Consider the following 21,554-nt stretch of genomic DNA (forward strand, 5'->3'; position numbering starts at 1 on the left):
CAGCCGGTGTTTCTCTTTTACAGAGAAATGCGACTAATATCCTGGAAAGTATCCCGCTTATCCATTTATATCCATTCGTGAAATACTCCAGTTTCTTTCATTGTGTATTTAAGGCTTGTTAGTTTCATTAATACCCTAACGAAATAAATAAGGACCGGGTAGTAGCAAATAAATACCTGCCATGCTACAGTTCGGTCAGAGATAAAACCTATGTTATGAAAAGAAAATTCTACCCTCTATTCGCTCTCGTTATCTGTACAATCTTATCCTTTGGCGCTCCTGCTCAGGGTATTTACCAATTATGGGGAATGACATCGCAGGGAGGAGCCGACGATATCGGCGCTATCTTCCGCACCGATGGACAGGGCGGCAATATTCAATCTGTGTATTCTTTCCCGATGACCAATTTAGGAGCTGTTCCCATGTACAATCAGTTAACAGAGTACAACGGGAAGTTTTATTCGATGACCTCACAAGGAGGCAGCAACAACCTGGGAGTGATATTCGAATGGGATCCGGCTTCTAACATTTATACAAAAAAATATGATTTCGAACTGGCTACTGGTATCAATCCACACGGCAGTTTGGTTGTGTTGAATAATAAGCTCTATGGGATGACGCTGTTCGGTGGGGCTAATGATAAGGGCGTGATCTTTGAATGGGACCCTGCGACAAATGTTTATACAAAAAAGTATGATTTTACCGGAGCAGGTGGTAGCAATCCTTATGGTAGTCTTGTAGCAGATAACGGAAAGTTTTACGGGATGACTTATTCCGGCGGCGTTAATGATAAAGGCGTAATCTTCGAATGGAACCCAGCGACAAATGCGTACACGAAAAAATATGATTTTGATGGCGCCAATGGAAGTAATCCTTATGGGGATCTGGCATTAAAAGGCGGTAAGTTTTACGGGATGACTTTTTCGGGTGGAGCGAATAACTACGGAGTAATATTTGAGTGGAACCCCAATTCAAATAATTATGTAAAGAAATTGGATTTTGATCTTACAAACCAGGGCAAGCCATATGGTAGCCTGACATTAGTAAATCAAAAATTTTATGGAATGACCTGGGGCAGGGCGCCAGGCGCAAAGGAGGGAATTATTTTTGAATGGGATCCTACCGGCAACACTCTTATCAAATTACACGAATACCTGGGGGCAGACGGAAACCCTCGCGGAAACTTAGTATTTCATAACGGTAAACTATATGGTATGGCCAGTTCAGACTATGTAAGTAACGGGAAATACTTTGGTTATCTTTTTGAACTTGATCTTGCTACCAATGCATATATCATTAAATATAATTACACGATTCAGGGTAGTCGGGATAATACTTTTAATGGAGAGAATCCCTATGGAAGTTTGATTATTAAAGACGAAAAAATCTATGGAATGACTTCTGAAGGGGGGAGCAGTGACGATGGCGTCATCTTTGAGTTTAACCTGAACACTACTGAATATGCAAAAAAAATAAATCTAAATGCTCATGACAATGCTTCGCTTCCTAATAGCCTTGTATTTCATGAAAATCATTTGTATGGAATTACGAATAAAGGAGGGTTTGACGGCCTCGGGGCGATTTTTGAATGGAACTTCTCTACAAATAAACTTGATAAGAAACACGATTTTGACGGAAATGCCGGAATAGAACAGTATTCAGGTAATACGCGGCATCCAAGTGGAAAATTGACCTTTTTCAATGGTAATTTTTACGGGTTAAGTTATTATATGTTGGTTGGCGGAGGTCCTCAACCTCAAAGTCATATTTTTGAGTGGAATCCGTCTACCAACAATTTTACACAAAAGCTTTATTATGGGAGCTATGGAAATACTGGCGACTTGTCAGTAAGTGGAGATGCTTTATATGGCATTATCAGACCTCCTTCAAACACCGGTTTGTTTAAATATGATCCTGCATCCAATCAGTTTACATCAGGCCTGGCTACTCAGGTAAATAGCCCCGACGGAAATGGGTTAGCCAACAAAGACGAAAAATTATATGGGGCAAGTAATGGTGGCGCCAACAACGCAGGCTTTATTTTTGAATACGATCCTGCTACGACAAGCTATACTGTAAAGTTTGATTTGATTGCTGCATCTGGCAGTGCACCTATTGGGACAATGCTGCTTTATAACGGGAAATTTTACGGTATGACCAGCGCTGGCGGTGCCAATAACCTAGGCGTCATCTTTGAATGGGATCCTGCAACAAATATTTACATCAAAAAATATGATTTCAATAGCACCGATGGTGGTAATCCCATCAGTAGTCTTGTGCTAAACGATGGCAAGTTTTACGGGATGACAAGGAACGGAGGCGCTTATGGGTTAGGAACGATTTTCGAGTGGGACCCTGCCACCCATGCGTACACGAAGAAGTCAGATTTTAATGGAACGAACGGAAGAAATCCAACCTCTAAAAATGAATTAACAAAAGTGCCTGTGGAAGTAGCCGGAGGTTTGCCCGGCAGTTGCCAAACATATGCGCCTGTTATAATTGACAACAGCAACGGTAATAAATGGGTGGCAGTCACGGATGAGAACGGCCTGGCGGTTGCAGAAATAAATGCCAATGGTAATAACCTGGGTATTGTTACTGCTTCCGTGTTTGTAAACAATTCAAACGTAAGAGAAGACGGTACTAAGAGATTGTATCTCGACAGGAATATCACCATCACGCCACAATTTCAACCATCCACGCCGGTAGATGTTCGCTTGTACATCCGGGGCGAGGAATTGCTTGCATTAAAAACTGCAGTTAACTCAAACGGCACGACATCAGGAATAAATGCCATTACTGACCTTGGCGTTTTCAAAAATGATGATGGTTGTGGTGCTGCTGTTTCAAAAACAGCAAGTCCCGTTATAACTAATGGCGCTGCATGGATCGATGATTATGTTATGCAGGCCACCATTACTAAATTTTCAACTTTCTATTTTGCTAATAAGGCAGGAGCAGCCCTACCCTTAACATTACTGGAATTTTCGGGCAGGTTGCAAAACAGCGATGCACTGCTAAGTTGGAAAACAGAAAATGAGTTGAACACACAGGAGTTTACTGTAGAAAGAAGTACTGACGGCACATCCTATGCCGGTATAGGGACAGTAGCGGCAGCAAATACAGCGGGAACTCATAATTATAGTTTTGTAGATCCTGCCATCAACGCACATGGCGTGTCCATTGTTTACTACCGGTTGCAGCAAAAAGATATTGACGGAAAGTTCACGTATTCAAAAGTTATATCCGTTTCGCTGGAGAATAAAGGGAACGATGTAAAGGCGTACCCCAATCCTGTGGGGACTCAACTTAGCTTACAAATAACTTCGGCTGCCAATGACAGAGTTGTTTGGAAAATAATTAATATGTCGGGTGTGACGGTAATGAATGGGCAGCGTACGATTGCTGCCGGCGACAATATCGTTGGACTTGATGTGACGAAATTATCCAGAGGCGTTTATTTGCTCGGTGTGCAGGGTGATAAAATCAATAAGCAAATTCAATTTGTAAAACAATAATTCCCGTTTTCGAGAAATTACTGGTTGAGTACAAGGTTTATAATAGATTCGTTGTAACATGCTGATCCATTAAGGTACACCCAAAGCGATCAGCTGCTGATCGCTTTTTTGATACGAGTTGATTCGGGTGCTTATTTATTAGCTGTTCGTACATACATAAATTCTTGTACGCTGTGTTGACCGCTTCGCCATCCATCCAAATCTATTGCTAAAACTTTCCTGTTTTCTTCCCCGGTCTTCCCTTGTAAACAAATCTGTCAAAGTAATTCCTGATTAGTGGAGTTGCGCCCTTGCATGAACATATTTGTTCTGGCTAAGTATTTTATTAAACCTTATAATATGAAAGAAAAATTTTACCCCGGTATTGCTCTTATTTTATTTTGCTGTATTGCCCGGTTATCCTTTGGTCAGGGCATTCATCAACTATGGGGCACTACACCGCAAGGCGGCGCCGATGACTATGGCACTTTGTTTCGAACAGATGGCCAGGGCCAAAATATTCAGACGCTGTATTCCTTTGCCAAATATCACGCCGGTGCTACGCCGATGTACAATCAATTGACCGAATATAACGGTAAGTTGTATGCGATGACTTCTGCAGGAGGCAGCCATAATCTGGGTGTGCTATTTGAATGGGATCCTGTAACAAATATTTATACCAAAAAAGTTGACTTTGATCCTGAAAAAGGAACAAAGCCACATGGGAGTTTGCTGGTATGGAATAACAAATTATATGGAATGACACTTGCCGGAGGAACGAATGATAAAGGAGTCGTTTTTGAATGGGATCCTGTAACAAATGTTTACACCAGGAAATTTGATTTTGATGGTACCACAGGCAGCAGCCCCTATGGCAGCCTCGCTGTGAGAGATAATAAATTGTATGGAATGACAAATGACGGCGGGGTAAATGACAAGGGTGTCATTTTTGAATGGAACCCTGTTAATAATAATTATTTTAAGCTGCATGATTTTGATGGAGCGGATGGTTCCAATCCATATGGAGATCTTGTGCTACATGAAGGAAAATTCTATGGAATGACAAACACGGGTGGCACAAGTGATAAAGGAGTCATTTTTGAGTGGGATCCGGCAACAAATGACTATATAAAAAAAGTAGATTTTACAGGAGCCAATGGGGCTAACCCTTATTCAAAGATGACTTTTGTAAATGATAGATTTTATGGGATGACCACTGATGGGGGACTTTATGGCTTTGGAGTCATTTTTGAATGGGAGCCAGATATAAACAATTACATTATGCGTTATGACTTGGAAGGAGGTAATGGTAGAGGGCTTCATGGGCATAGTCCTTACGGCAGCTTGTTATTTTACAATGGAAAATTTTATACGATGATGTCGGGCGGAGGAAATGGTCGATACACTTATGGGGCGTTATATGAGTGGGATCCGATAACGAACGGTCATGTTGGCAAATACATTTATACCAACTTCACTGGTGACTTTGATGACACTCCAACGGGAGAAAACCCTTATAGTAGTTTAATATTATTAGATGGAAAAATGTATGGCATGACGAGTAAGGGCGGAAGCACCAATAATGGGGTAATATTTGAATGGGATCCAACTTCAAATATCTACGAAAGGAAAATAAGTTTTAATGGCGCTGATAATGGGTATAAACCCCAAAGCCTTATTGCAAACAATGATAATTTATACGGATTGGCCGATGGGGGAATCAATGGATTAGGCGTTATTTTCGAATGGGATCGTTTATCTGCCCAGTTTAAAAAGACAAAAGATATAGACTTAGGAAACGGACGCCAGCCTTTCGGAAAAATGACCCAATACAATAATAAGTTTTACATGGTTAGTGGCACCTTGACTTCCTGGCCAAACAAAAACCAAAATTTTGACTGGCATATTGTAGAATGGGAACCTGAAAACAATACCTATTCATCATTGTATAAGTTTGATCAAAATTTCCGGCCGTCCGGAGATCTAATTGAAGTTGGCGGCAAGGTTTACGGCACTATTGATGTTAGTGACGGAAAGCTTTTTGAGTGGGATCCTGGAATAAATGTGTTAACAGAATTATTCTCTTTTGGGCCAGCCTATAATAATACCGACGAGATTACCGGACGAAGTCCCGGTATTGGGCTGACCCCACTGGACGGTAAAATATACGGTTTAACTTCACTTGGAGGTATTAACGATCTTGGTGTGCTCTACGTATGGGACATCGCCATGCAAACATTTTCCAAAAAGTTTGATTTTGCATTGGCAACAGGCAGTAAACCTGAAGGCAATTTGTTGTTGTTGGATAATACATTTTGGGGTATCGCCAGTGAAGGCGGAGCTAATGGCATGGGAGTTATTTTTGAATGGGATCCTGCTACCAATACATATTATAAGCGTTATGATTTTACCAGCACCGATGGGAAGCCTCTCCGCAACCTGGTGGTTAAGAGTGGTAAATTATATGGGATGACAAGTAATGGTGGAAGTTCAAACATGGGTGCAATCTTTGAGTTTAATCCGGCCTCGTACCAGTTCAATATCAAAAGTGAGTTCAATGGGACAAACGGACGGGGAGTCGACAACAGGAGTAACCTGGTAGCGCTGCCAGCAAATGTGGCTGAAGGCATGCCGGGCAGCTGCTTGACGATATCTCCGGTTACCATCGATGACGATAACAGCGATCAATGGGTGCCAATTACGGATACCGAAGGCAATGCCATTGCAGAAATAAATGCGAATGGAAACAACCTCGGCATGGTAACCACTTCTTTATTTATTAATAATAATCCTGTTAGGGAGGACGGGCAAAAACGGTTGTACCTGGATAGGAACATAACTATCACTCCACAATTTCAACCGGCTACGCCTGTTGATATACGGCTTTATTTAAAAGTTGAAGAACTCGAGGCGCTGAAGAATGCTGTTAATTCAAATGGAGTGGGTTCGGGTATCAATACAATCAATGACCTGGGTATATTCAAAAATGTTGATGGCTGCCGGGCTGCGATTTTAAAAATGGCAAGCCAGGTGATAACGACTGCCGGTAATTGGATAAATGATTATGTACTTACAGCAAGCATTGATGAATTTTCTACTTTTTACTTCTCCAATAAAGCCAATACTGCTCTTCCTTTGACCCTGCTGGAGTTCTCGGGTAAATTTGAAAATAACTATGCGGTGCTAAACTGGAAGACGGAAAATGAGTTGAACACGGACAAATTTATAGTGGAGCGAAGTGTCGATGGTGCTCAATTTAATGAGGTAGGAAAAGTTGCTGCATTAAATACGGCAGGTACTCATGATTATAGCTTCACTGATATAGGCGTATCTGCCCTAGGAGTGAAAACAATCTATTACCGCTTACAGCAAAGGGATATAGACGGCCGGCTTACTTATTCAAAGGTGGTGACCCTTTCTTTGGGTAGTAGAAATGATTTGGTTAAGCTCTATCCTAATCCGGCAAATAAAGAGCTCAATCTTTTCATTTATTCCACGATTCAGGATAATATCAAATGGCAAATCTTCGATGCAACCGGCAGGCTTATCAATAGTCAATCAAGGCTGATAGTGACAGGCGACAACCGCTTGAGAATTGACATCAGCAAATTGACAGAGGGAATTTATTTTATAAATATAAATGGCAGGGCAATAAATAAAAGGATTTCATTTGTGAAGTAGATTGTTGTTTTACCGGTTTTAATAACTAGTGCAAACGGTTGAACTTTTTTTTCATTCGTTTGCCTTTTTATTATAAGTAAGAAATCCCGGGCGGGGTAATTTATAGCTAAATTGAACACATTTTATTTAGCAAGAAAGGATAAGTACAGGAGTATTCCATCAGTATTCAAAACAAAAGATAGAAACATGACGAACCATATTTCGTACAACGGACGATTGTCCCAGGTAGTAAAAAAAAGGTAATAATAAAGAAGAATGGGGTAATATCATGGAAAAGAAAAAAAATCTTTTTTAAGAATTTTAGTTTTGTACTTTCATGTTCCATTGCAAGTATGTGTTAAAAGCAAAGATTGCAAAACAGACTCTGATTGCTTACCTCTTCCCACGATATGGAATGGAGCCGTTTCAAAAGCGGTGATGTAAATGCGCTTGAAAGCATTTATCGGTTGCATGTGCAATCATTGATCAATTATGGTTTGAAGATCACTGATGACCTGAATTTGGTTAAAGACAGTATCCAGGATCTTTTTATTGAGCTTTGGAAAGGCCGCCAAAACCTGGCGGACACAGATCAACCAAAATATTATCTCTTCAGGGCCTTGCGGAATAAATTAATGAGGGGTGTATCCCGGCATTCTTTTGTCAGCGAAGAAGAGCTGCAGCTTGTTGAAGAAAATTTGCAGACTGAGTATGTAGAACTGACAATCGTTTATAAAGAACAGCAATCCCAAAGCAACGGGGTGCTAAAGCGGGTGTTGGAAAGATTGTCAAAGCGACAAAAGGAAGCTATATATCTCCGGTTCTATCACAATTTTTCCTATGAGACCATTGCGTCAATGATGAACATGAACTATCAGTCAGTTCTGAACCTGGTTCAAAGGGCTTTAAAGTCCATGCGAAAGGAATATCGCGGCACTCCCACGTCCGAAATCTAAAATTTTCTGAAAAAACTTTCCGGAAACTGAGTATATAATCAGCAAAACTTCCATTATAGTTAGTATTGCATGCCTATATGAGTAAAATGCAGGAGAAAACTAACGCCTTATTGCTTGATAATAGATTTGTTGACTGGGTCATAAATCCTCAAAGTCCATATGCAGAATATTGGCTGCAGTGGATTAATGCCAATCCCGAAAACGCTGCAATAGCCGAAAGTGCAAAAAAATTCCTGCTTGAATTCAGAGCAAGCGAAAAGGAGGTCTCCAGGGAAATCGACAACGAAACTATAGAATCAATGCTGATGAACATCAGGCAGGCAATTGACCATGATTCATCTGTTGTTGCCATTAAAAAACCGGTCAACAGGCGCTGGTATTGGGCTGCAGCGGCAGTTGTCAGTGTGATCTCCTTGTTAGGATTTTTTTATTTTACGTCAGGCAATAACAATATTCAGGTTTCAGCGGCGAAGGGGGACTCTAAGGAAAAGCTGCCACCATCTGAGGTAACTCATTTCAATGGCAGCGAAAAAAATGAATTGGTTTTTTTGCCGGATGGCTCTAAAGTAACGTTGGCAAAGGGCTCCCGCATCACTTATAGCCGCCTGATGAATGGTAAAAAACGAAAAGTATCCCTGAGCGGCGAAGCTTTTTTTGACGTTGAAAAAAATCCCGAAAAGCCTTTCTACATCTACACCACAAGCATGGTAATAAAAGTACTGGGAACCAGTTTCAGAGTTAATACCCTTGCCGGTAAAGAATCTGTAACAGTGAAGACCGGTAAAGTTTCCGTTTCTCTCCGCGGAAAGGGTCTTGAAAAATCAACCGAAAAAATTCTACTACCACAACAGATTTGCACCTATTCTGCTCCTAAACACGAACTAATAACCACATCCTATACAGGCAAGTCCAAAATTGAAATAGAAGTTGAAAATATAAGCGGGTACAATTTTGAAGATGCGCCATTGGCAGGCGTGTTAAAAACACTGGAAAAAATGTATAACCTGCCAGTTCACTATGATAAGGAAGTATTTAAAAACTGTTTTATTACTATTTCACTGGAGCACGAAAGCCTTGAAGACAAGCTGCAGGTAATAACAAAAACAGTAGGGGCTTCCTTCAGTATCAGTGATTACGGCATCAGTATCGAAGGCCGGGGTTGCAAATAATTATTGAGTAATAGGTGGAAGAAACAGGGGATGACTCAAACACAAACTAATAGCGACGACAATTTTTTATAGGTAACAATCCGCCAATCTTAAACCGTTGGAAGGAGGTTGCTGAACAAAAACAATAACAAATAAAAATGAAACCAAACTAACCTGAAAAGAAACGGTTGACTGCTCTGGAACAGCGGCCAACCGTTAGAAGCCTTTTCATCACAGACAAATACCGGTGAAAAGGAGTTTTTACATTTATTACTAATTGCAAAACTGTTTAAAGTTATGAAGAAAACCGTATGGTGTACTAAACCTCCTTCTTTTCTCATGAAAGTCTTGCTGCTTCAGACATTTATTACCCTTGCCTTCACAGCAGTATCGTTTGCCAAAGAGGCTGAAGGCCAGGGTATCCTGGATCAAAAGATCTCTTTTAAGATTAAAAATGAAAGTTTTAAAAATGTATTGCGGAAGATAAGCGATCAGGCAGATATTCGCTTTTCTTATCAACGGAATACCATACCTGAAAAGGAAAAAATATCTATTTCCGTAAACAACCAAACCCTGGACGATATATTTAAAACATTGTTTCAGCCTTACGGTATTAATTATGAGGCTGTCGGTAAGCAGGTAGTGTTGAGCAAAAAAAAGTTATTCAGCCTGATAAGCCAGGTGGAGAACGAAAATGTCAGTGAGCTGTTTTTTTTCAAACCTATAAAAGGAACGGTCAAGGATGCTGCGGGTAACCCGATTGCCAATGTGAGTGTGGTAGTGAAGGGTACAACCAAAGGCGCCAGCAGCGATGAAAACGGAAATTTTTCGATTGATGCTAATGAAGGGGATGTACTGTCTATTTCTGCTGTAGGGTTTGAAACAATAGAGCTAACGATAGGCAAAGGCGAAATGGTCAATGCAACATTGAAACAGGCTGAAAGGAAATTGGACGAGGTAATAGTTGTAGGGTATGCCACCCAAAAGAAAGTTACGGTGACGGGGTCAGTAACGCAGGTAAAAGGTGCTGATCTTGACAAATCGCCAACAGTGAACCTTTCTAACACACTTGCCGGGCGTTTGCCTGGTGTTACGGCAATGCAGCGGAGTGGTGAGCCTGGTTATGACGGTTCAACTATTCGTATTCGTGGTACTAACACCCTAGGAAATAGTAGCCCATTGATCGTTATTGATGGTGTACCTGAACGCTCCGGTGGGCTCGAACGTTTGAATCCGGCCGATATAGAAAGCATGTCGGTATTAAAAGATGCCTCTGCTGCCATTTATGGGGCAAGGGCGGCCAACGGAGTTATTTTAATTACTACAAAGCAGGGTAAGATAGGGAAACCTACGGTATCGTATGATATCAATAAGGGTTGGCTGCAACCTACTGTGATACCCGAAATGGGAAACTCCTCGCAATATGCGGAATTGTTAAATGAACAGTCAATGTTTCAAAACGTTCCTTACCAGGAATGGAGCGCCGCCTGGCAAGCATTTAAGACAACAGGATCTTATACAAAGCTTGACGGGAACAAAGTAAATGCATATTACACGCCAGACGATATAAAAAAATTTGCCGATGGTTCCAGCCCGCTGACGCATCCTAATACGGATTGGTATAAAACCGTCTTTAAAGATTGGTCAGGCCAGCAGCAGCACACCCTGCAGGTAAGTGGAGGATCAGAAAATGTAAAGTACCTTACTTCTCTTGGTTACCAACAACAGGATGCTTATTATAAAAACTCGGCAACCGGCTATAAGCAATACGATATAAGATTAAACCTTGAGGCCAAGGTGAACAAGTATATTACTACTACAATTGGCATTACCGGTCGTGAGGAATATCGTTTTTTCCCCACTTCCAGTGCGGGTGCTATCTTCAGGATGCTGGTACGTGGAAAACCTACTGAAATCGCAGTATGGCCAAATGGCTTACCAGGACCTGATATTGAAAATGGAGAAAATCCTGTGGTTATTACTACCGGGGCAACAGGGTACGACAGAAACCGTCGTGACTATATTCAAACAAATGGTCAAATTGACATTACAAACCCCTGGATCAAAGGATTAAAACTTACACTACAGGGTGCGGCAGACAAATATATTGGGCGCACCAAGCGTTTTGCCACTCCCTGGTCATTGTACACCTGGGATAAAGTATCCTTTGAAGCTGACGGCGTAACGCCAAAACTTACCAGGACGGTTCGTTCTACTTTCACTGATCCGCAACTAACTCAATCTGATGAGGCGGAGCTGCGCACTAACCTGGTAGCCATGCTTAACTATGACCGGACGTTTGCTGCTGATCATACGGTCGGTGTTATGGCAGGAGTGCAGAGAGAGACAAGAGAAGGGGATAATTTCTTTTCCTTCAGACGCAATTTCATTTCACCCAACCTCGATGTTTTGAATGTGGGTGGAACAGCACAACAAAATGTTGGTGGAACTGCTTATGAGCGGACCCGCTTAAGTTATTTTGGTCGTGCTGCTTATAATTTTAGAGAAAAATACCTGGCTGAGTTCCTGTGGCGTTATGACGGTTCATATATCTTTCCTGAATCTGGTCGATTTGGTTTCTTCCCCGGCGTTTTAGTCGGTTGGAATATTACCAAGGAAGACTTTATGCAAAGTATAAGCTTCCTGAATAACTTAAAGCTTCGGGCTTCTTATGGCCAGATGGGTAACGACCAGGTCGAATTTAACGGCGTATTGCAGGAATATGCATTTCTACCTTTGTATGCTCTAGGAACAAGAGTCGTCAATGGACAAGTTGTTCGGTCGTTGATAGAACCTCGCGTTCCCAATCTTGACTTTACCTGGGAAGTAGCCAACAATGCTAATATCGGTCTTGAAGGTGCTATACTAGATAACAAAGTGTTTTTCGAGTTCGATGTGTTTAAAAATGAGCGGGAGCAAATCCTTATTCCACGGACTGGATCAACCCCCCAAAGTTCCGGTATTTCCGAAAAACTACCTCCTGTTAATGCCGGACGGGTTAATAATAGTGGCTTTGAATTTAATGTGGGATATAATGGGCAAGTAAGTGATGTGGTCTTCAGGGTAAGTGTCAACGGAGCCTATACAAAAAACAAAGTAATGTTCTGGGATGAAAACCCGGGTGTGCCGGCGCATCAGCGAGCTACAGGCCATCCTTTTGGAACAAACGGATACGCTTTCCTGGCCTACCAATATGACGGCGTGTTTAAAGATGCGGCAGAAATTGCAGCAAATACAATTGACTATAGCGCAGCGACAAACGGTCTCCGTCCGGGGGACATGAAGTTCAAGGATATTTCGGGGCCTGATGGAAAGCCTGATGGAAAGATCACTTCTTTGGACCAGGTTAGGCTTGACAAAACCAGGGACCCCAAATTTACAGGAGGTCTTAATATCAATGTATCCTACAAGTCCTTTGATCTGTCGGCTCTTTTCCAGGGAGCTGCAGGAGGTTTCCAGCTAATAAACTTTAATGAAACCGGCGAATTTGGTAACTGGTTAAACTATAGTTACAATAATCGCTGGTCGGTTGACAATCCCAGCAGTGAGCATCCAAGGTTGGTTAGCCGTACCAATACGTACTATACCGGAGGTTTTCGCAATAACACATATTGGCTTAGAAACAATAATTACCTGCGGTTTAAAAATGTTGAGTTGGGGTACACTCTTGCTTCTGATATAGGCCGCAAAATTGGCATCAGCCGTTTCCGGGTTTATGTAAGCGGGTTAAACCTGGTTACCTGGGAAAAGATGAAAATATGGGATCCGGAGGGAACTGCTGAAAATGGCTATATCTATCCACAGTCGAGAATTCTAAGCGTGGGAGCACGAGTAACTTTCTAAATTATAAAACACTATGAAGAAAATAATCTATATAAATATTCTGCTTTTATTGTCGGCAGGTGTTTTTTTTACTGGGTGTAAAAAAGACTTTTTAAGCACTGATCCGGCAGACCAGGTTCCGTCCGATATAACATGGACCGACCCTGCTTTTGCACAGGCATTTGTTCACGGCCTCTACGGTGGCTTGTATGAAGGTGGGTTTGATGAGCAAATGATTGCCTGTCTTACCGACGAAGCAATATTTACCCATGCCGGTCGTGGTATCAATACTATCAACGAAGGCACGTTAAACCCTTCCAACGAAGGTTGGGTCAACCGCCACACCAGTTGGCTTAATATGTATAATTTTATTCGAATGACCAACCTGGGGATGGAGGGTTTACCGACCGCTACTTTCGATGATGTGGTCTTAAAACAAAAATTGGAGGGGGAGATTCGTTTTTTAAGAGCCTATTACTATCACCAATTGCTTCGCTTCTATGGAGGCGTTCCCATTATTACAAAATCATATGGCCTGAACGAAGATTACAAAATGGCCCGGAATACCTATGCCGAGGTAAGCGCTTTTATAATAAAAGAAGCTGATTCAGCCTATTTGTTGTTAAAGGATAAAGCAAGGGTAAGGGGAAATGCTTCGGCCTTAGCTGCCCTTGCATTAAAGTCAAGGCAACTGCTATATGATGCCAGTGATTTACACGATATTCCTACAGCCAAGGCAAAGTCGGCTACTATTTCCGGCTATGCGAATCCTGAATTGTTGGGTTTTGTAAGCGGGGACCGGGTGGCTCGTTGGACTGCGGCAAGAGACGCTGCAAAAGCCGTGTTGGATGAAGCCGGCTCTGGGTATAAAACTGATCTCACAGCTCCTGTTTCGTTTGATGAGGGCAAAAAAAATTACCTGTCTATCGCAATGGCTGGTGGTAGTAAACATCCAGATGCGGATGCGGCTATCACCTCAACCAAAGAAATCATATTTGAAAGGACTTTTAGCCTCGATTTAAATGAAGGTGCCCAACAGCACGGCCTTCGCCAGGGACCCAATGGTTACAATAACTGGGCAGGAAATACTCCGATCCAGGAATTGATAGATGATTATGAGATGATGGACGGTACAAAGTTTGACTGGAGCAATGTCGCACATAAGACCGATCCTTATGTAAATAGAGAGCCCCGTTTCTATGTGTCTATACTTTATGATGGCGCGCCCTGGAAGCCTCGCGGCAGATCAGCCGATCCTGCTAATGAAATACAAACCGGAACTTATTTTGTGAATGGAACTAAAATTAACGGTATTGACACCCGGCAGAGTTCAATAGAAAACTGGAACGGCAGCTTTACAGGTTATTATTTCAGGAAATTTATTGATCCGGATCCTAACCTTCGGGATAATACCGGCCGTCAATATATTCCCTGGGCTTACTTCAGGTATACAGAAGCTATATTCAACTACGTCGAGGCATGCATCGAACTCGGGCAGGAAGATGAAGCCCGTACCTGGTTAAACAAGATACGATTCAGGGCGGGTATGCCTGCAATCACAGAGTCCGGCGACGCACTCAGGCAACGGTATCGAACCGAAAAAAGAATAGAAATGGCCTTTGAGGAGCAACGCTATTTTGATGCGCGACGCTGGATGATAGCTCCACAAACGTTGGGCAGGAAAACAACCTATATTCAGATTGAAGGAACGCTGAAAGCAGGTGCAACAGCTCCTTCTCCTTATCGTAAGGATAAAACAAAATTTGACTATACCTACCTGCCAGTTGTGAATGAGGGTCTTGAAAAGAGAGTCTGGGTGGATAAGATGTATTTCCGTCCAATCCGCCTGGATGAAACGCAACGTAACAACTTGTTGATACAAAATCCTGGCTACCAATAAGAACCAACTGCCGTTTTTGTGTGGCATAGGTATTTGACTTAAAGTTTTTCTCATAAGCAGTCAATTGTAAGTTAGCAATCAAAATGCCTTGCGAAAGCAGGGCATTTTCTTTTTATTGAGTTATATTTTTTAGATTTTATCTGGAGATCCAGGCATTGGAAGGATAAAAAACTATCACGAAAAGACATTTTTGTGTTAACAAAAGCTTAATTTTTTTTGGCGTTCGTTGAAATCTATTTTAACTTGTGTAATCGATTGCACACATTAACTAACCAATTGCTTAACCATTGCGGACAACTATACAGCATATAGCTGAAGAGTTGAATCTTACACCGGCCACGGTATCCCGTGCATTGAGTGATCATCCCCGTATTAGTAGTGAAACCAAGCAAATTGTAAATGCCACCGCTGAGCGGTTAAACTACCGTAGAAACAGGATAGCTTCTTCACTTAGGACCGGAAAATCGCATACAATTGGCGTAATCATTCCCAGCGCCAGGATGAACTTCTTTGGCTCCGTCGTTCATGGAATAGAGACATTGGCAAGTGAATACAATTATCATACGTTCATTTATCAATCGGAAGAAAAACCGGAATTGGAAAAAAAAGCAATAGAAGCTTTTTTGGGAGCAAGAGTTGATGGCATCCTTGCCTCTCTTGCAAAGGAGGCCACTGACTTCAGCCATTACGTTGATCTAAAGAAAAAAAATATACCCCTGGTCCTATTCGACCGGTCAAACGATTCTTTACAAATTCCCTCTGTGGTCCTGGACGATTTTAAAGGTGGATTCTGCGCTACAGAACATTTGATCATGCAAGGCTATAAGCGTATTGCTCATCTGGCTGGTCCGGCAAGGTTTGAAACATTTCAAAACAGGCTCCGGGGTTATTTTGAAGCTTTGAAAGCTTATAATATGCCGATAGATGAATCTTTGATTTATACCGGTGATTTATCTATCGAAGCAGGCAAGGCGGGAGCTGATTATTATTTGGCCTTACCTGCTCCACCTGATGCCGTTTTCGCGGTTGAAGATTTTTCTGCACTTGGGCTGATGAAGCGGTTCAAAGAAAGACGTATAAGTATTCCTGGTGAGATGGGATTAATTGGATTTGCGAATGAAGACTTTGATGAGCATATATCGCCAACATTATCCTCCATCGATCAGCAAACAATCCGGATGGGACAAGAGGCTTTCAACATGTTGATGAAATTAATCGACAGGAAGAACGACAAGACGGGTTTAATATCAAAGATCGTTCTTGAACCGGTGCCATTTTTTCGTGAATCTTCAGCAAAAAATAGTTTAGCAAATACAGACCTTCCTATAGAGAATGAAAGGAAAAAAACATTTCCCCAAATTCTAAACACATAATACTATGACACTTTTTTGTCCGGATGGTTAAGGCAGCCATTATTTAAATTGTTTGCAGTGTATGATCTAACTATTGCTTAATCGTTAACTAACTTATTATGATAAAACCAATCTTTTATGAGAGATACATTAAAAAGTATCTAACGTCTGCTCTGATTTTACTCCTTTGTTTTGGACTTATCAGTAATCTGCAAGCCCAGGATAAAACGGTAAAAGGCAAAATAACTGACGAGCAGAACAAACCCCTGGCGGGTGTGAGTGTTCTTCAAAAAGGAACATCTAATGGAACGACAACTTCTGAAACAGGTGACTTCAGCATCACCGTTCCCCGAAATGCTGTCCTGGTTTTTTCTTCAATTGGATTCACCAACCAGGAAGTGGCCGTGGGTGAGGGCAATTCAGTGAATCTTCAATTAGTAGCATTACCCCAGCATTTGACTGATGTAGTTGTGGTCGGTTATGCTACTCAAAAGAAAGTGACGGTAACGGGTGCGGTGTCAGCAGTAAAAGGTGAAAACCTGGTGAAGTCTCCGGCTGTTGATCTATCCAACTCTTTAGCCGGTCGTTTACCCGGGCTTGTTGTTATTCAACAAAGTGGCGAGCCCGGCTATGATGGTGCTACTATCTCCATACGTGGCACAAACACGTTAGGAAACAGTAGCCCATTGATCGTTATTGACGGTGTGCCTGAAAGAGATGGTGGGCTTGGGCGTTTAAATCCAAGAGACATCGAAAATATTTCAGTGTTAAAAGATGCTTCGGCTGCCATTTACGGATCAAGAGCTGCTAATGGAGTCATTCTCATTACCACTAAAAAAGGAGCTACTGGCAAACCAAAGATTACTTATGATTTTAACAGGGGTTGGAACCAGCCGGCCAGAATTCCGGAGATGTCAAATGCTTATGAATATGCAACTATCATGAATGAGCTGCCTATTTATAAAACAATCCCGGTTGACGAATGGCAAGCCGCCTGGACAGCCATAAAAGAAACAGGCACTTATGATTCTCCGACTCCTAATGTGAGTACATTAAATGCGAACTACAGCCCGGAAGCAGTACAAAAGCATAAGGATCATAGCGATCCCTGGAAATATCCTGATACAGACTGGTTTGATGATGCTTTTAAAGAATGGTCTCCCCAAACAAGGCACAATCTTCAAATAAGTGGTGGTTCCGATAATTTCAGATATTTCGCTTCTTTGGGATTCGTCAAGCAAGATGCCTATTATAAAAATTCGGCGACGAAATATGATCAATATAACTTCAGAACAAATCTGTCAGCCAAAGTAAACGACTACATAAATACCAACCTGGGTATTATGGTGCGCAGGGAGCAAAGACGTTTTCCAACAGAAAGTGCCGGAGCTATTTTTCGTATGTTAATGAGAGGTCGTCCGACCGAACCAGAAGTTTGGCCCAATGGCAAGCCTGGTCCGGATATTGAAAATGGTCAAAACCCCTACGTCATTACCACCAATGCTACCGGTTACGTTGACAATCCAACCGATTTTGTTCAGGGAAATGGTTCAGTGGAAATAACTAATCCCTGGATTAAAGGACTTAAACTAACCTTGTCGGGAGCAGTCGACAAAAACAGTGGCACCAATAAAACATGGCAAACACCCTGGATGCTCTATACCTGGGATAAAGTCACCTACGAGGCTGATGGAACTCCTAAATTGGTAGGTGCTATCCGTTCAAACTTTACCGATCCAAGGTTAAGACAAAGCTATGGCTCTGTTTTGAATACTAATCTGACCGCCTTACTGAACTATGATACCAAGATTGGTTCTGATCATAATATTGGTCTCCTGGCAGGTGTAACAAAGGAAAAATTTTCGGGTGAATTTTTTTCCGCTTTTGGAAGGGAGTTTATTTCATCCGCTGTTGACCAACTTTTTGTGAGCGGAGCGACACAGACTGTTGATGGCCGTGCTTTTGAGAGAACCAAACTGGGTTACTACGGAAGAGCTCAATACAACTATAAAGAAAAATACCTCGCCGAATTTATCTGGCGTTATGACGGCTCTTACATGTTCCCGGATCAAAAAAGATTTGGCTTCTTCCCCGGATTATTGCTGGGCTGGAATATCTCTAATGAAGATTTCTTCCAGGTGAGCAAAATTAACTACCTCAAATTAAGGGCTTCTTATGGCCAGATGGGCAATGACCAGGTATTCTACCAGGGAAGGCTGCAGGAGTTTGCTTACCTGGCATTATATGGGTTTGGAAGATATCCCATTGATAACGGTGTTGTAAGAACTGTTGTGCCAGGAATTGTACCCAACCCTGATTTTACCTGGGAAGTTGCCAACAACTATAATGTAGGTTTGGATGCTACGTTGTTTAATAATAAGGTAGAACTTACATTGGAGTATTTCTATAACAAGAGAAATCAAATCCTGATTCAACTTGTCGGCCAAACTCCACAGACTACGGGTATAGTTGACGATCTGCCCCCGGTAAATGCAGGTAAAGTTGACAATAAAGGATTTGAATTTAGTGCGGCATATAATGGTAAAATAGGAAGTGACTGGACTTTCAGGGCCGGAGTCAATGGGGGCTATGCAAAAAATAAAATAAAATTTATGGATGAAATTCCGGGTGCGCCACCATACCAGAGACAGGAAGGTAAACCGATCGGCGGTTATCTGGTATACAAATCCGCTGGGGTATTCAGAGACCAGGACGACATTAATAAAAATACGATTGATTATAGCGGCGTAACCAGTAAGTTGATTCCCGGCGATATGAAGTTTGAGGATGTAAATGGTGATGGCAAAATTAACGGTGACGACCAGGTTCGTTTAGATAAAAGTGGAACACCTACTTTTAATTACGGTGCCACCTTTGATGTTCGTTACAAGGGATTTGATTTAAATATCTTATTCCAGGGTGCTACTGGTGCTGCCATTCGCATACAAACTGAATCTGGTGACATCGGCAACTTCCTGAAATATTCATATGACCATCGTTGGTCAATTGATAATCCAAGCAGTGAGCATCCAAGACTAGCAAGTCGTGGCGATACTTATTTTACCGGTGGCAACTTCGGAAATAATACTTACTATTTATTTAGTAAAAACTATTTGCGTCTCAAAAATATTGAATTGGGTTACAATTTACCGGAGCGTCTGTTAAACAAGGCAAAACTCAGTAACCTCAGATTGTTTGTAAACGGCCTGAATGTATTTACCGTGGATAAGATCAAGGTGTACGACCCTGAAGCTACCGTACAAAGCGGTGTCTATTATCCACAGGCCAGAGTGATCAATGCTGGTTTGACATTAACTTTCTAAACTAATTGATATGAAAAATTTACGATTAATAACCGGCTTTCTGGGACTATTCCTGCTTTTCACTCTTTCATGTAAGAGGGATTTTCTCGATGTGCAGCCCAAAGACAAGGTATCCAGTGACCTAACCTGGGCAGATGGTGCTTTATCCCAGGCGTTTGTCTATGGCATTTACGCTTACCTGGGTTATGGCGGCTTTGAAGAACAAGCTCTTGCTGCTTATACTGATGAAGCCATGTTTACCCATGCTGGCAGAAACATTAACACGTTTACCCAGGGATCTGAAACTGCTTCAAGTCTAGGCTGGCTGAGTAATACTTATGAATGGAAACAGATGTATAAAGCGATACGTGTCGCAAACATTGCCATTCTAAACCTCCCCGATGCTACATTTACCGATCAGGTTTTAAAGGATCGTCTCCTGGGGGAAGCTCATTTTTTAAGAGCTTATTATTATCATCAATTGTTGCGGTTTTATGGAGGTGTTCCGCTTATCGAGAAGGTATATGGGTTGAATGAAGATTATAGCGTTGCCAGGAACACATTTGAGGAGTGTGTAAATTTTATTGTAGCTGATTTGGACAAAGCCGCTCAACTGTTAGAAGGTAAACCAATAACGGCTGGCCGCACATCAAAAATAGCGGCCATGGCTTTGAAGTCAAGAGTGTTGTTATATGCAGCAAGCGACTTGCATGATGGACCTACGGCGAAAGCTAATTCGTCCGTTTTATCAGGCTATGCAAATCTTGATTTATTAGCTTATCCTTCCGGCAGCCAGGAATCAAGATGGCAGGCTGCAAAAGCTGCTGCCAAAGCTGTGATAGATGCCGCACAGGGCTATAAACTTAACCTGACTGCACCCGTGTCTGCAGAAGACGGAAGATTGAATTATATGTCGATTGCATTGGGTGGTAAAAGTGCAGCTCCCGGTGCCGATGCGGTGGCAGCCGTTGAACTTATTTTCCAGCGTTCGCATACTGCTCTTTACACCGAAGAAGACAATTGGCCACTGGGCGGTATTCACTATGGTATCAATAATGGTCCCAACGGCTATCACAATTGGGCCGGTAATACACCGATACAACAGCTGGTGGATGACTACGAAATGATGGACGGAACCAAGTTCGACTGGTCTAACCCGCTGCATAAGGCTGATCCTTATGCTGAAAGAGATCCCCGGTTCTATGCAACCATTTTGTACGATGGCGCAGAATGGAAACCAAGACCAGCAGATGTAGCCGCAGTAGATCCGGTAAATCAAATTCAAACAGGCTATTATGATAATGGCAGTGGCGGATTGATCAATGGCGTCGATACAAGGGAGTCCCCCGTTGAAAACTGGAATGGTAGTAGAACCCACTATTATACCCGGAAATTTATCGATCCAAATCCTGCGTTGCCGGATAACCAATCAAATGCTCAGGTTATTCCGTGGCCATTCATTCGCTATACTGAAATGGTTTTGAATTACATCGAGGCTTGCATTGAAACGGGCGATGAAGCAGAGGCGATAATTTGGTTAAACAAAATAAGATTCCGTGCCGGAATGCCGGCAGTTACAGACGCCGGTGCAGCGCTGGTAGCCCGTTATCGTAATGAGCGACGGATAGAATTGGCGTATGAGGAGCATCGCTATCACGATGCACGGCGGTGGATGATACCTGCACAAACAGTCGGCAGAGGTATCAAAGCAATTAACATCGTTGCAAAATTGAAACCCGGTAAATCAGCACTTGTTCCATATAGGTATGATAAGACAGTTTATACCTACACCTATACGCCGGTTGATAATACAGAAAACGAAACAAGGGTTTGGAACGATAAGATGTATTATCGTGCTATCAGCAGGGATGAAATAAATACCAATTCAAAACTCGTTAACAACCCCGGATTTTAAAC

The 21,554-nt window shown here is 42.0% G+C and carries 9 protein-coding genes; all 9 read left to right on the forward strand.

Annotation, left to right across the window (positions count from 1 at the left end; genetic code table 11):
* Positions 1–215: 215 nt before the first annotated feature.
* The 9 genes from ACFEL9_RS14730 (at position 216) to ACFEL9_RS14770 (ending at position 21,552) form a co-directional block, all read left to right on the forward strand.
* On the forward strand, positions 216–3,518 hold the full coding sequence (locus ACFEL9_RS14730; protein WP_385891431.1) for a choice-of-anchor tandem repeat GloVer-containing protein: 3,303 nt from the start codon (positions 216–218) through the stop codon (positions 3,516–3,518).
* A 339-nt stretch (positions 3,519–3,857) separates the two neighbouring features.
* On the forward strand, positions 3,858–7,178 hold the full coding sequence (locus tag ACFEL9_RS14735) for a choice-of-anchor tandem repeat GloVer-containing protein (RefSeq protein WP_385891433.1): 3,321 nt from the start codon (positions 3,858–3,860) through the stop codon (positions 7,176–7,178).
* A 368-nt stretch (positions 7,179–7,546) separates the two neighbouring features.
* On the forward strand, positions 7,547–8,113 hold the full coding sequence (locus tag ACFEL9_RS14740; protein WP_385891436.1) for an RNA polymerase sigma factor: 567 nt from the start codon (positions 7,547–7,549) through the stop codon (positions 8,111–8,113).
* Positions 8,114–8,199: 86 nt separating this feature from the next.
* Positions 8,200–9,282: a FecR family protein gene (locus tag ACFEL9_RS14745; protein ID WP_385891438.1), complete on the forward strand. Its 1,083-nt coding sequence runs from the start codon at positions 8,200–8,202 to the stop codon at positions 9,280–9,282.
* A gap of 276 nt (positions 9,283–9,558) precedes the next feature.
* Positions 9,559–13,104, forward strand: a complete 3,546-nt coding sequence (locus ACFEL9_RS14750; RefSeq protein ID WP_385891441.1) for a TonB-dependent receptor — start codon at positions 9,559–9,561, stop codon at positions 13,102–13,104.
* A 13-nt stretch (positions 13,105–13,117) separates the two neighbouring features.
* On the forward strand, positions 13,118–14,983 hold the full coding sequence (locus ACFEL9_RS14755) for a RagB/SusD family nutrient uptake outer membrane protein (protein WP_385891444.1): 1,866 nt from the start codon (positions 13,118–13,120) through the stop codon (positions 14,981–14,983).
* Between the two features lie 287 nt (positions 14,984–15,270).
* The gene (locus ACFEL9_RS14760; protein ID WP_385891446.1) at positions 15,271–16,356 is read left to right on the forward strand and encodes a LacI family DNA-binding transcriptional regulator; all 1,086 of its coding nucleotides are present in this window, start codon (positions 15,271–15,273) and stop codon (positions 16,354–16,356) included.
* Between the two features lie 98 nt (positions 16,357–16,454).
* Complete coding sequence (locus ACFEL9_RS14765) at positions 16,455–19,658, forward strand: SusC/RagA family TonB-linked outer membrane protein (protein ID WP_385891449.1); 3,204 nt, start codon at positions 16,455–16,457, stop codon at positions 19,656–19,658.
* 10 nt (positions 19,659–19,668) lie between these two features.
* Positions 19,669–21,552, forward strand: coding sequence for a RagB/SusD family nutrient uptake outer membrane protein (locus ACFEL9_RS14770; RefSeq protein WP_385891451.1), 1,884 nt, complete (start codon positions 19,669–19,671; stop codon positions 21,550–21,552).
* The last annotated feature ends 2 nt before the right edge of the window (positions 21,553–21,554 follow it).

It is taken from the genome of Terrimonas alba (assembly GCF_042434975.1).
GTDB classification, from domain to species: domain Bacteria; phylum Bacteroidota; class Bacteroidia; order Chitinophagales; family Chitinophagaceae; genus Terrimonas_B; species Terrimonas_B alba.